This is a genomic window from Lachnospira multipara LB2003 (assembly GCF_000702205.1).
Taxonomy (GTDB): domain Bacteria; phylum Bacillota; class Clostridia; order Lachnospirales; family Lachnospiraceae; genus Lachnospira; species Lachnospira multipara_A.
In genome coordinates, this window is sequence record NZ_KL370871.1 from 357,068 (window position 1) to 370,447 (window position 13,380).

The 13,380-nt window shown below is 38.0% G+C and carries 13 protein-coding genes; all 13 read right to left on the reverse strand.

All coding sequences use genetic code 11. From position 1 onward, the window contains the following. Positions 1-43 precede the first annotated feature (43 nt). Positions 44-1,045, reverse strand: coding sequence for a hypothetical protein (locus tag T537_RS0111130; protein WP_031557994.1), 1,002 nt, complete (start codon positions 1,043-1,045; stop codon positions 44-46). Further along, positions 1,035-3,464 carry a VirB4-like conjugal transfer ATPase, CD1110 family gene (locus T537_RS0111135; RefSeq protein WP_207640524.1) on the reverse strand — a complete coding sequence of 810 codons (2,430 nt, stop codon included), beginning with the start codon at positions 3,462-3,464 and terminating at the stop codon, positions 1,035-1,037. The genes T537_RS0111130 and T537_RS0111135 overlap by 11 nt, the downstream gene beginning before the upstream one ends. Positions 3,465-3,513: 49 nt before the next feature. Beyond that, a complete protein-coding gene (locus tag T537_RS0111140) occupies positions 3,514-4,500 on the reverse strand; it encodes a hypothetical protein (RefSeq protein ID WP_031557998.1) in 987 nt (328 codons plus the stop codon). A 15-nt stretch (positions 4,501-4,515) separates the two neighbouring features. After that, positions 4,516-4,737, reverse strand: a complete 222-nt coding sequence (locus tag T537_RS0111145) for a hypothetical protein (protein WP_031558000.1) — start codon at positions 4,735-4,737, stop codon at positions 4,516-4,518. 236 nt (positions 4,738-4,973) lie between these two features. Next, entirely contained in the window at positions 4,974-6,281 is a 1,308-nt protein-coding gene (locus T537_RS0111150; RefSeq protein ID WP_197018744.1) for a GTPase, read from the reverse strand. A gap of 299 nt (positions 6,282-6,580) precedes the next feature. Beyond that, positions 6,581-6,892 (reverse strand): hypothetical protein, encoded by a 312-nt coding sequence (locus tag T537_RS0111155; RefSeq protein WP_051637230.1) that lies wholly within the window; start codon positions 6,890-6,892, stop codon positions 6,581-6,583. Positions 6,893-7,004: 112 nt separating this feature from the next. Then, positions 7,005-7,514 (reverse strand): hypothetical protein, encoded by a 510-nt coding sequence (locus T537_RS0111160; protein WP_031558007.1) that lies wholly within the window; start codon positions 7,512-7,514, stop codon positions 7,005-7,007. A gap of 88 nt (positions 7,515-7,602) precedes the next feature. After that, a complete protein-coding gene (locus tag T537_RS0111165) occupies positions 7,603-8,367 on the reverse strand; it encodes a hypothetical protein (RefSeq protein ID WP_031558010.1) in 765 nt (254 codons plus the stop codon). A 90-nt stretch (positions 8,368-8,457) separates the two neighbouring features. Beyond that, on the reverse strand, positions 8,458-9,291 hold the full coding sequence (locus tag T537_RS0111170; protein WP_031558012.1) for an InlB B-repeat-containing protein: 834 nt from the start codon (positions 9,289-9,291) through the stop codon (positions 8,458-8,460). Between the two features lies 1 nt (position 9,292). Next, positions 9,293-9,955, reverse strand: a complete 663-nt coding sequence (locus tag T537_RS0111175) for a hypothetical protein (protein WP_155895269.1) — start codon at positions 9,953-9,955, stop codon at positions 9,293-9,295. 38 nt (positions 9,956-9,993) lie between these two features. Further along, complete coding sequence (locus T537_RS0111180; protein WP_031558017.1) at positions 9,994-11,619, reverse strand: hypothetical protein; 1,626 nt, start codon at positions 11,617-11,619, stop codon at positions 9,994-9,996. Beyond that, positions 11,619-12,107 (reverse strand): hypothetical protein, encoded by a 489-nt coding sequence (locus T537_RS0111185; protein ID WP_031558019.1) that lies wholly within the window; start codon positions 12,105-12,107, stop codon positions 11,619-11,621. Before T537_RS0111185 ends, T537_RS0111180 begins: the two co-directional genes overlap by 1 nt. Further along, entirely contained in the window at positions 12,107-13,351 is a 1,245-nt protein-coding gene (locus T537_RS0111190) for an ATPase, T2SS/T4P/T4SS family (protein ID WP_031558021.1), read from the reverse strand. Before T537_RS0111190 ends, T537_RS0111185 begins: the two co-directional genes overlap by 1 nt. Positions 13,352-13,380: the final 29 nt, after the last annotated feature.

The following is a 13,380-nucleotide window of genomic DNA, read 5'->3' on the forward strand; positions in this document are numbered from 1 at the left end:
GTGGATAATTCGCTCCGTAACTGATATCTACCCCAGCTGCTTTTCATGCATAATATGCAAGGGAACTGCAGTCATAATAATTTCCACTCGTTCTGTAATCCTGACTATATGGATAGCCAACCTTAGACAGAGCAAACCGCAACACCTTTTCCTGCGTTTCATCACAATTTGCTTTCTCGATAATTTCATTGATCTTATCCTCACTTAGCGATGTATTTACGAAGGTATTATCATCCGTAAAGTTAGATACGAACTTCTCAATAGCATCATGAACTGCAATTGCCGGTGATAATGCATCAAACAGCAAGGCTATAATCATGACAAGCACAATCGCAATCGTTGCAAAAATCAACACATATGGTACTAACAAGCTTCCAAGATAAGCCAACAACTTCTTCAAGTAATAAAAAGGATTGATGTACTGAAGGAATGTTCCAACAAGCCCACTCTTACCATCTTCAAAAGCATCCCCGGTCACTCCACCGATACCACCAACTTCATTGGAAATCCCCTTCTTTGCCTTAAGCATATTGGCTACATTCAATTTAGCTGACTGCTTTTTTCGTTCCTTATTCTCTTTTTTCTTGACGTCCTTCTTCTCAGCCCTTTTCTCATTTAGCTTCAGTTCTTTTGTCTCTATATTGCTTGCTTTATCGTTTAAGAATCGCTCCTGTTCCTTAATCTTCGCCTTCTCCTCTTTGAATTCCTTGGAGGCGCCCTGGCTCTTCATCTTGGCTTCAAGCATATCCTTCTTATCCTGAAGCTCCTGCTTCGCTTTCACATACTCAGCTTTTTCCTCCTTCAGAAACTTTTCCTGAGTTTTAATCTGACTAGCTATGTCTTTTCTCTGAGCTTTGATATCCTTATGCTTTGACTTTGTCTTCTCATAAGAGACTCTTACTGCCTTCTCTGCCATATCATCAACAGCACCAGCAGCTGTCTCATTATTAGAAAAGCTAGCTACTTCGTCTCCCACAAAACGAGACATCTCATTTGTAAAATGGGACTGACTTCTAAAGTCAGCCCCTTCATTCTTAAACGCCATATCCACCTCCGTCTGTATTTACAATCTTGTAAATCTCTGACTCCTTACTCATTCTCATATCAAACGGAACAGTAACACTTCCCATCTTTAAAAGTCCGGTTCCTGAATCAGCATTATCAACGAAGTTAAACATCGCTGGACTGATCTGTGGCAAGAACTTCATCAGTTTCTCTTTATCAAGAGTTGACTGTGATAGTAGTGCAAAATACTCCGTATTAGAAAGAATGGCGGATAACTTTCCTCCATTATCATTGTTAAGAAGGTCAGTCATATTCTGAGTGATTCCATTTAGGATACCGCTCATTTTACGGATTTCCTTCCAAAGCTTCAGGATAAATTCCGCTACCTGGGGAACTCCCAATAGTTCGTGGAATTCATCTACGTAAAGATGTGTCCACCTGCCTTCTTTCGCGTTATCCTTCACCTTGTTTCGGACTGTCTCCATCATTACAAGCATTGCTGTAAGTCGGATATTATCCTTAAGACCACTGATATCAAAAACAATGAATCTATTATCTAACATGACATTGGTTCTGTGATTAAAGAGGTTCAAAGATCCGTTAACAAAGATCTCCATTGCTGCAGCCAAATGAGCTGCCAGGCTGCTTCCTTCATCTAAAAGCCCCTGATAAATATCCTGAAGTGTTGGTGAATAAGCCCTTATCTGCTCTTCAACACTTAGATTCTGCTCTACATCAAACATCACTGATTCCGTTCGCATGTAGCTTGGCACCTCATAATCACTTGCTTTCTCAGCTTCGCCATTAAGTTTCTTTCTCAGTGAATAATTCTCTGAGTAAACCTTTTCAATGACGCTATCTATGATTCCCTGCTCCTCTGGTAAGATATCTCGTTTCATACAGCTTGATAACAATGACAGAATAAAGTCTGCCTTGTCTGAGATAATTTCTCTAAGCTTCACATAATCCACATCCGTATAATCTACATCCATCGGATTAAGATAGAATTCCTTCGATGAATCAAAGCTGATAATCGTACCATCTGTAATCCCTGACAGATTTCCATACTCTGACTGTGGATCGATTATAAGAATCTGATCTGTAGGATTATTTACAAATGTGCTTATGATTTCAGACTTCGCAAACACCGATTTACCGGAGCCTGACTGACCAAGAATCAGTCCATTATGGTTCTTTAACAACTTCTTATTTGCAAAGATTGCATTCTGACTCAGCTGGTTTACTCCATAATAGGTTCCACCCTCATCATTAAGCTCCTGTGTCTTATATGGCATAAACATTGCAAGACATGTTGAACTTAAATTACATACTCTCTTAAACTCCTGAATACCAAGCGGAAGGCAAGAATTAAAGCCTTCTCTCTGCTTGCCAAAACAACTGTGCAGCTTAATAGATTTCAAAGAAGCAATGTTCTTTAACTTCTCTTCAATCTGCATCAATTCTTCTTCGCTACTTGCCAATACCATAACTAGTATTGTGGTGTTAAAGTAATGCTCATCCAAGGTATCAATCTCCTTGGAAAACTCATCTAACTTCTCTTTCTCATTCAGAAGCTTCTGGCTTGCATCAGCCAAGTAATCATTATTATTTCTGTTACGCTGCTTTTCATTCTCAATCTTCATTCCGACAGCCATATACTTACGTCCAACTTCCTGTTTGAATCCTGCGATATCAAGAAGTTCGCTATTAACCGTCACATAGCTTGTACAGTTCAGCTTGCTTAAACTTGAGATGATGTCTGACTCCAATGACTTCGGATATTCCTCGATATACATCACTTTTCCAAATCTGCCATTCAGCATAAACATCTCATTTTCAAATCTTACAGATGCCGGAGCCAAGGTATTTAACCAATCATGACAAGCTGCATACTCCTTCTCAAAGTCGAACTTATAATTGTTCTCGATTCCAACATGTGTCACGTTATAAATCTTCTGCATTCTCTCATTGATGCCGACTGGTCTCATTATCGATCCCTGCATTCCATTCGCACCAATTCCAATAAATGCACTTCTAATTGCTGTATCCGTAGACATAAACATCTGCTTCGCATCATGCATATCTTCTGCCTCGATAGTAAGTGTCAGATAGATTGTCTGATACAATCCCTGCCTAGCATCAGAAACCTTATCTCGAATCACCTGGTTATAACTTCTTCTTAAAAAATCGTATTTATCGCCCCTTAACGCATACAGTATCTTTTCATGAAACAGCTTCTCATCTACATATTCGTTTGCGACCGTGTATGAAAATCTGCATGGAATTGTCTTCAGGACTTTACCAAAATTGATAATGATTTCTTTCTGCTCTGCGTCTGTCACACCTGCAAAGTTGATGTCACTTAAAACATACAGTTTCGAAAACATCTTGTTGTTCAACTCAAAGATTCCACTTTCATCGATACTTTTTACTGATAAGATATCCTGTACAGAGGTCATCTCTTTTACAAGCGGAGCATCGCATGTCTTTGTCTGCTCATATTTGGTTTTAATTGCTTCCATCTTCCTGACCTCCTAATACATTTATCTGATCTAAAACATCTACTGTTACATTTCTCATGTAAGTTAACTGCAATAGACCTAAGCTACTAATCGATTCAGCAGCAATCTTCTGGGCTCCAATACTTGGAGCGATAACGAAGTCTTCGGCTGATAGGATTGATATGATTGTTTTTTCTACAATGGCTCTCGCATCATCTGAATCGCAAAGAAACATAATCTGAAATGAGCTATTCAGAAATTCCAAGTCACTCTTTCCTCGCCTATTAAACTTCTGCTCAAGGGTTCTGCCAAAATCAATCTGATCTGCTGTAGAGATGCTATCTAAGTCATAAGCGATCTCAATTTCACATCCCATCTTTCTTAATTTCTCAACGACATCGCCCTTAAGCGTTTCTGGATACTGCATCACAAAAAGTGTTTCACCAAAGTCGGCTTCCATTCGGAAACTGCTTACATCCTCAACCACCTCTGCAATGCATTCCTTCTTCCAATCTTTCTTTCCACGCACCATAGAAGCATATGAGAAGTTTTCCTTATTCCTATTTACTGCCTTCATCGTTTCATCAATACTGCACAGCGAGATTTCCAGATGCTTGGCAACCTTCTCTTCATCTTCTGAGAAGTAGGTCCTTACCTCGTCATAGGTTTCTCCGTTTTCAGTGAGCGTCATATAGGTGTTTTCTTCTCCTTCACTACCAATTACGGTAGTTATCCTCACACTGGCCTTTAGCTCTTTGGCAAAAGATCCAGCTCCAATCCCACTTGCACTTCTGACCTTATAAACTCTTTTCCAACAGTCCCTCTCAAATCTGAAGGTTCCTGCCGGATCAAAGCTTACTAATTTCATCGATGCTACTGTTATCTTTGGAACTGGAATGAGCATCCTATTTGCTTCACGGATACGCTTTTCTTTTTCTTTCTTTAGTCGCTTCTCTTCACGACTAATGGCTTTACTGCCAGCTCCTCTTCCCATGGCTACACCTCCTAATTAGTTGTGATCGAACCAACCATTAATGAGTGTTGTAATCTTGTTCTGGAAGTTTGGAAGTAATGTCTTTGTACCGAAAATGTACAGAAGACCTGCAATACCAGCAGCAACAGCAATAATGATAAACATAATGATGATCTGGTCAGAACCTTCCACCTTCTGTGCCATAAAATTCTTTGCTCTGATAATTGCTCCATCCATCTTTCTTACCAACTTATTCATTAACCTATCCTCCTTGTGATATTAAAAATTTGTAGTTTGTAAGTGGACCTCGCCTTACATAATGCATATAGACCTCAGACGAATTACATCTGCAGTTTTTCTGATGATTTATTTTGCATCTTTAATCTATTTGCTTGTTACAAATTTCATATAGGCAACGCTTCCAGCCAATCTGCAAAAATACAACAAAAAAAGATCTACGGAAAATATCCGTAGACCTTCGCATTTAATCTTTATTATTTTGCTTCTTTTTCTTGTCTGCCCTCTTCAAATTTCTTTTTTGCAGCTTCTATTGTTTCACCATCAATATAGTATGATATTGCAGCCTTTCCGATTGCTGAAGTTCCAACAGCAGCTACTCCTGCACTCACAGCAGATCCAGCGCCTGGCCAAATCGCATTAATGAATTTAGCCACTTGCTGAGCCACTAATCTAAATACATACCCAGCACCAGCTATTCCACCCATACTAAATATGAACTCTTTTGCCGTATCTAATGAGATATCTCTTCCGCTTAATGATGCAATCAAAGATACCAACAACGTCTGAATAATTAAGAGCACATAAATATCAGATACAGGTATCGGTGTAAGCGCAACCGTACCAGATAGCCCTGAGAAGATACTATTCAGATGGCGAGCTAATCTGTGAACAACTTCGGTAAGTCTCGAAGCCATCCTTAACCCCATCTGTGCCTCAAAGTCCTGGATGGCTTCTTCCAATATATCAAGCAATTCCTCGATATTATATCTTCCGTCAAATGCAATTTCTAAATTATTGATATCATGAACTGGTAAATTAGGAATGTCTTCCACATCAATTTCCATTCCGTCTGGTGTCTGCCAATCAATTAAAGATGATACAGCAATAATATTATCTATCTTAAGACCATTCTTTACAATGATGCCCTTATAATACTGGACAACTTCATTGATTTTATCAATCTTATTCTGTGGATACTCTGCAGGTTTTTTAAATCTTGATGGTGCCATTTCATCGCATTTATTTACTACAACTACAATTGGCAATCTCAGATTATTTGTTTCTGCATAACTCTTTGCAACCTTTTTCAGAAATTCAACATCAGAATTTACATCATCTCGGTGCGTACAATTAAGCATTAAAATTGCCACGTCAGGTGAAAACTTATTCACCTCTTCAATTAGCATATCTTCCGCAGAAACATCTGTATTCAAGCTATCTGATTCGGCAATTCCTCTTGTGTCCAAGATTTCCATGAGTGTTCTATCTCCATCCTTACACTCATAAATTTGTGCACTTTCTGTACAGCTTTTCGTGTCACTTACGCCAGCAGTATATGCACCACATAAAGCATTTATCAAACTACTTTTTCCAACACCAGTTCTTCCGATCAAAAAGATTCTTGGAGGTCTATGATTATCAATTCCCTCCATAAGTTGCTTAAGTTCTTTATCTCCAAGTATTTTGTCCTTAAGCATTTCTCTAGTCTTTTCTGGAATCGCATCTGGCAGTTCATCAATAAGTTTTTCTGCCTTATTGTAGAATGCTTTCATGTTTTGCATTCGTTCTTCAATTTTCATGTTTTCGTCTTTCATATCGACAATGCTCCTTTCATATAAGGAATTGTAATTTTCGCGAATGATTTAAAAATCTTCTCCTTTACTTGTTTTCCCCATTTTTATCAATAATCAATATGAAATAATTTTACCATAAATAGCCAGTTGCGTATTATTTTTAGGATCATTTTTTTTAAATGTATCATTATTTGATTTTCGATGCACACTACTTTTCCTTTTCTTTCTGTACCATTCCGACCCCCGTACCCCCTGCCCGACTCCCAGGGGGACAAGTCAGCTTTGGATTACAACTTAGTAAAGGTATTTGCTCCGGTACGATCTTTGTCATTTACTACGATTCCAAGCTCAACCTGATGGTTATAAAGCTTCACTCCAAGATTTGAAGGTGGTGTATCAATAAGATCTCTTAACGCAAAAGTCTTTCCCTTTTCCATTTCAGAAATCTTCGTTGTTACCTTGTTCCAAAGTTCTGCATATGTACGAAGTCTAAGTACCTCATCTTTACAATATGAACTGATATCAGGATAACCAGCTTCTTTCGCATAACTCTCTAGTCTCTTTAACTCTTCATCATTAACTGAAAATTGTACTCTCATAGTGTATCCTCCTGTTATATATCATTATTCGCAGAGGTTTGTTCAGACCTCTGCATTAATATAATAACACCTTGCTGGTGTTTGTGCAACCATCTGCATAAAAATAAGGACCTCATTCGAGATCCTTATCTTCCTCTTCTACCATTTCTAATATTTTTTCTGATGTTTTAAGCGCTGTTCTAATATAACCTTCAAGCTCTTTGATTTTCTTTGGATTTCTCCTTTTTGCATCAAGTAGCATATCTGCTTTCTTTGCTGCTACACGAGTAGACTCAATCAATGCTTCATAGGTTGCATACCGTTTTGTGTTCTTGTTCGAAATTACATTCTTCATCAAGTCCTCATCGGGTTTTACGCTCTCATACCATTTGATTTTTCTTAGTGCTGGTGAATCTCCAACATACTTTCTTGCAGAACCAACATAGCTCCTGATATCTTCATGAATCGTATTAACTGCAACATTATATTTCTTCGCTAGTTGTCCTTCACTTATGCCTTTCATATATGAACGCAGCACATACTTCTGACGAGATGTCACGCCCACTTTGCTCATGTATTTCATTAGTCCTTCTTCTTCAATAATCTGGCGATACCTTGGGACTGTCTTTTTCTTCTCCTCCATATTCACCCTCCATTGTTACATTACCCCATATAGAAATATTATCACAATACAGAAAAAAGGACATTGCTAATGCAACGCCCTTTAAACTCTATTTATTATAAGTGCTTCTATCAATACTTGTATGGAATGTAGTAAGCAGATATCGCTGTGTTGTCAACTTCTTTTCTGTTATATTTCCAGCATGATCTGAAACCGCAATCACATAATACTCTGGTAAATCACTTGCAACATTATCATCGTAATAGATATTAAAGTATGAGTGCGTGTCTGAACTTGCCCAACTTCCATTCGTTGTACTTGAATAAATAGGATATCTATGACCGTCTACAACCTTATAAAGCATTACACTTCTAAGACCAGATGTCACATTTGGATTATTCACGCTTCTTCGCGCTTCATCATCCGTGTGCTGATTTATAACATTATCCTGACAATATCCAGATACCGTCATTCCCTGAATTACTTTTGTAATCTCAGTTCCATCAATCCCAGGCTTAGTAATATCATACTTTGTTGTAACATAAGCTGTCGATGCATGATCAACATTATCCGTTGCAACAATCTTCCATGTATGAATCCCCTCATACTTATCTGTAAGAGTATATACTACACTACCACTTCCTCTTGCAACTTCTCGTCCTGCATCGTCATAGACAACCATGGATGCCATTCCAGAACCAGTATAACTTGTTCCAGATAGATAATCCGTTCCATTTACACTAATAACCGGAGCTCTATTTGTCCAATCCGTATCCGTTGTTTCTAGCCCATGTATTACCGGGTTACTGTGATCCAAGTATATATATGCCGATGTCGCTGCCCAAGAATTACCCTTCTTGTCAGTTACAGTCATTCGATATTTATAAACTCCCTCACTTGTTTCTGTATAAACCTTTGTCTGCTGTGATGTAGTACCATTAAATGACCATGTCTTAACGGTAGTTCATGTTCCCGTTACCTTCGAATATCTCTCTAGCACAATACTACTAAGACCTGATCCCTCATCAAGAGCTGTGACTGTAACTGTTCCATTCCCTGCACTCCACGAATTAGGTCTTGCAACAATCGAACCTGTTGGCTTCGTCTCATCTTCCCAATGTGCCTTCATTGTAACTGTTCCGCCGTCCTGGTCATGCGTATATGAACCACTAGGATAGTAATGACCACCAATTGATGCCACCCAATACTTAAAGGTCCAGCCCCTTCGTGTAGGCTTCCCACTTCTTAGTGTTAATGTCTGCCCCTCTTTCTTTGTCTGACTTGCCGGAGCACCTGTTCCACCATTTGCATCATAAGCTACAGTATGTTCAATTTTTCTTATCTTCACAGCTGATACATATGTTAAATAGCCACCACTATATTTCCAAACACCATTTCCCTTATCATAATAACCCATAGCTGCAAGCTGCTGTTTTGCTTCAGCTACCGTCATATTATAATTTCCATGGCTAATTAAATCGGCTAATGCATCATCTAAAGATCTTCCTAAAACTGGATTCTGTGTATTTAATACTATTCCATCATCAGGGCTACTATATGTATGACTAGTTGTATTTCCAAAACTCTTAATCGGATTCTTTGTTACAACAGTCAATTCAATTGCATTATCTGTGGCACTGTAATAATAATAAAATGTATAAGTATTGCTTCCACCTATGTTTCCCTGTCCAGTACCTCCTGTATCTCCGATATTATCTGCATATGCTGTAATAGGACTTGCAATAAAAAGACAAAACATTAACATCACGACGCCAACTAGCTTCTGCTTAATATTCATACTACTCCTCCTCTCCACTATAAATTGTTATCTCAATATACACCGTCTTTTTGTAAGTAACGTCCCCTATTCGATACTCTACTTCTGCGGTTTCATTCTCTGGGATCTCCACGCCAGCTTCTGTCTTCATAGTCTGATAGTAGACTTTAGATGACTTAAGTTCATCGTACTTCGTGTCTTTAAGCAACGACTTAAGAACACTCGATTCACCATTTAATACATATAGTTTTCTTCCATTTGCATCATACGTTTCATCATCAAAAGTTACATCCTTAAGGTTTGTATCCATCCCATTAGATTCCATTAGTCCATTGAATATCCCATCTGCAGACTTCCCCTTATAATCAAATCCAAAGACTTCCTTAAAGCTTAACTCCTTAATCTTATCTTCTATTAATTCACCACTTGCTAACGCTTCTGTTGAATCAAAGGTAGAATCTGTCTCATCTTTTAGGTTAATATCCGAAGTAACATACTTCTCGTAGGTCATACTGCTATTACCATCTAAATCATTTGTCTCGGTTCTTTTCACAACGCTCACTGAGATATGATTAGCATTTGCAAAGTAGTTTTCACACTCTGTAGTGATTGGATTGTCTTCACTGACTTTGATTGTTTCTTTACTCTCCTTCTTTCCGCAACCAGAAATGGTCCCAAGAAGCATGATTGCTGCCAATGCTACAATTAAACATTTTCTCCTCATTACTTATCCTCCCCTGTTAAATGAATCATCGTTCTCAAAATACTCTTCTCATAACCTCGTAACACTTCTCCTTCATCCTCAGGATTAAGCAATGCTACAGGAACCAAACCATTCCTTGCTATGAATAAATATTCTTCTTTACCATCAATGATTACCCCTAACTTCTTAATATATGCTGACTGTTTCATATATCCTGACACCGCTAATAACAGATTCGTACCAGCGAAAGTTGCCTCGTCTTCAATGGCTCCATCCTCACCTACAATCTGAATCTTAATAGGAACATCAATCGTTTCATTCCAATCATCTTCTGTATTAACCTGAGGCTCTTCTTCCTTAATGAATCCATTAATCTCAATAATTAGGTTATGAATATCATCAAGCGAATCCATTGATATCACATGATTCTCACGAATTAGATCCAAATCTCTAATATACCTATGACCATTCTTATCAATAAGATTCTCTACAATCTGTTCTCTATCATCCGGAATTTCCAAATCATATCCAGACATGTAATCCATATAGCGATCCGCCAACATTAATGCCTGATAGTACTTTGCTTTAAATCCAGCTTCAAGGTGAAACATCTCCATTAAAATTCGATTGTAATACTCCTTAAACTTCAAATACTCCTGAATGCTAAGTGTTTTCCCAATATATTCACCAAAGCAAACTGACACAAAATCAAAGTACATAGCCAATGAAGCCTTATCAATTTCTCTATAAGGTAAGAGACAATATTCCCCAGACAGAAGGTCTTCTATCATATACTGGCAAAAATCTTCTGTAGCTTTTGTAAGCTCCAAAAGACTGTGATCACTGTTGTTATATGATTTGGCTGATATATTTCTCGTTAAGCCAAAAAAGATATCATTCTTTCTCTTCATCAAAGAGTATTCCGGCATATCCTTGCATGGATGACACTCATTAAAATACAAAGTCTTATCATAGAACGGAATCTCAACGCACTTTGTCTTTGAACTCTTTGCCTCAACCATTCGAAGCTCTTCTCCAATATCCTTCTGATTCTTTTTCTTCTCCACCACCGACTTCATGCGATCTACAAGAGATGTTCTTTTCACTTCCGGTTTTGCTACGTTCTTTACTTCTTTTTTCTCTGGCTTTTCTTCTTCCTCAACCTGTGGCATTCTCTCAATCTGCTTTTCCAAGTCAACAATTTCCTTTTCAAAGCGATCAAGAAATGCTTCATTCTTCGCTGCTGTGATCTCGATTGCCTCTTTCTCATAATCAGCTGCGCTCATTGCGTTGATTTTTGAAAGCTTAATGATATTAATAACCCTAGAAATCTGAGCTTTATACTCTTTTATTAACTGTCTGGTTAATCTAGCATTAAAGTTCTCTGTCTCAGCTTCTACGAGCGTTCTTACCTTAACCATCGCAACTGCACTCTTTGCAATATCTTCAATCTCAGCACCTTCATTTTTCATAAAGACCTGATTATATTCACCAAGCGCATTCTTCAGATCCGAAGCATCCATGCGTCTCTGTAAAATAACTAGAGTATCCCCATCTGTGATAGTGAATCTCTCTCCTGGTGTTGCATTTATGATGTCCTCCATCGAGTTCATCATTCTTCTAATCAAAACTAATTCATCGTTCATTACTTAAACCTCCCAATGACATAAATTGCCATGACAACTATCAAAACTATTGAAAATCCTGGTATCACTGCCATATCTCCTGACAATGCAAACTTCCTTTTCCTACATCGATACTCAATAGCACCGATACCGATTGATATTGCTATTGAAGCTATCAGTAATAAGCACTCTGTAATAGCAAGTGCTATGATATTTGAGGTTGGAACACATACTAGACATATATTTGCAAAAAGAAGGAACATATCACTATCTCCATCTCCCCATACCTTAAATACCTTCATTAAAATGAATAAAACGGAATGTACTACAAGAAAGCAGATAACCTCTGCTTTCCTGTAACTAACAACATTCCACAAAACTATTGCCCAAGCATCAATTAGGACTAAACAGGGAAAGGAAAAGACTGTTCTTTCCTTGATATCCTGGACAAAGGAAACTATCAAAAATATTGCTGTAACAACTGCCATAACAAGCATTAACCAATTCATTACGCTTCGTCCTCCTTCTTAAATACAGACCGAAAGTTCAGTCTGGATCTCTTCTCATCCCAGCCATCTACTTCTAAAATTTCATCAATTGAGAAGTGGCTCATATGGATTAATACAAAGGGCATACATGTAAGCATCTCTTCCAATGTCTCCATTGAATAATCAGATACATATCTTGCACACTGAGCTAGTCTTGTTACCGAACTAGCTGCATCGTTTGAATGAATCGTCCCAAAGAATCTTGCTCCGGTACTCATCGCTGTGGTGAATACATATAATGCCTCACCACCCTTGATTTCACCGATGATGAAATTATCAATATCCTGCAAAAGACCAAGTCTAAGCTCATCTTCCAGTGAAAAATCCGTCACCACATCATGCTTTCTTACTGTCATTGTGTGCTCAAACTGGATCTGAGGATGAACATTGGAATACAGCTCATCTGACTCCTGTGAGACTAAGACAGACTGATTGAATGGGATTAGATCTATCATGTTATTAAGCAATGTAGATTTACCCGAACCACCACGACCCGAAATTAAGAATCCATATCCAGCAGATATCCTGTCCTTTAAATACTCAATCATCTCGTCATCAAGCATGTTGTTTTCCTTTAAGTAATCCCAAGACAGCTTTGTCTTAGGCATCTTTCGAATATGGATATTGTTCTTTTCTGTTGATGTCACATAAGAAAGCTGCACATCAATTCTCAGATAGAACTTCTCTACGCCTTTTCGATCAGTACAATGACCAAGTGCAAATTCTTCAGCCCTGCCTAATCGATGGATTCTAAGGATTCTTTCAAACCAATTCTTATAGTCATTCTCATCAAAGAAACTGATATCCGTAAGATATCGTTCTCCATTTGCTTTTACGACTATGTGGTTATAATTCAGCACCTTAATATCTGATACATCCTTAGCCTCTATCAACGGAGTAAGAATGTAATATCCAAAGACACACTGTCTGAACATCTCTAACAGCTTTTGAACATCCTCATCAGTGATATCTCCAAAGCTACAAACAACATAGTCTTTCGCTCTATCCATAAGCATGATGAAATCCTGTTCTGTTCCAGTGATACACTTTTTAACGAGTGCCTGATTCAGATCACATACATTCGCTTTTAACTGCAAGAATCTTTTATTTAGCTCTTCATCCTGATACAAAGACTCTGTATGATAAATATCTGACTCAAGTTTCAATGGGGTTTTGGATTCTTTTGTATAAAATAAATTGCCCATAACGACCTCCTTTACAATGCATATAGGAA

Excerpts from the sequence above, each read along its gene's own strand:
- T537_RS0111130 (WP_031557994.1), bottom strand. The coding sequence starts at position 1,045 with ATGGCGTTTAAGAATGAAGGGGCTGACTTTAGAAGTCAGTCCCATTTT.
- T537_RS0111135 (WP_207640524.1), bottom strand. The coding sequence starts at position 3,464 with ATGACCTCTGTACAGGATATCTTATCAGTAAAAAGTATCGATGAAAGT.
- T537_RS0111140 (WP_031557998.1), bottom strand. The coding sequence starts at position 4,500 with ATGGGAAGAGGAGCTGGCAGTAAAGCCATTAGTCGTGAAGAGAAGCGA.
- T537_RS0111145 (WP_031558000.1), bottom strand. The coding sequence starts at position 4,737 with ATGAATAAGTTGGTAAGAAAGATGGATGGAGCAATTATCAGAGCAAAG.
- T537_RS0111150 (WP_197018744.1), bottom strand. The coding sequence starts at position 6,281 with ATGCAAAACATGAAAGCATTCTACAATAAGGCAGAAAAACTTATTGAT.
- T537_RS0111155 (WP_051637230.1), bottom strand. The coding sequence starts at position 6,892 with ATGAGAGTACAATTTTCAGTTAATGATGAAGAGTTAAAGAGACTAGAG.
- T537_RS0111160 (WP_031558007.1), bottom strand. The coding sequence starts at position 7,514 with ATGGAGGAGAAGAAAAAGACAGTCCCAAGGTATCGCCAGATTATTGAA.
- T537_RS0111165 (WP_031558010.1), bottom strand. The coding sequence starts at position 8,367 with ATGACTGTAACTGACAAGAAGGGTAATTCTTGGGCAGCGACATCGGCA.
- T537_RS0111170 (WP_031558012.1), bottom strand. The coding sequence starts at position 9,291 with ATGAATATTAAGCAGAAGCTAGTTGGCGTCGTGATGTTAATGTTTTGT.
- T537_RS0111175 (WP_155895269.1), bottom strand. The coding sequence starts at position 9,955 with ATGCTTCTTGGGACCATTTCTGGTTGCGGAAAGAAGGAGAGTAAAGAA.
- T537_RS0111180 (WP_031558017.1), bottom strand. The coding sequence starts at position 11,619 with ATGAACGATGAATTAGTTTTGATTAGAAGAATGATGAACTCGATGGAG.
- T537_RS0111185 (WP_031558019.1), bottom strand. The coding sequence starts at position 12,107 with ATGAATTGGTTAATGCTTGTTATGGCAGTTGTTACAGCAATATTTTTG.
- T537_RS0111190 (WP_031558021.1), bottom strand. The coding sequence starts at position 13,351 with ATGGGCAATTTATTTTATACAAAAGAATCCAAAACCCCATTGAAACTT.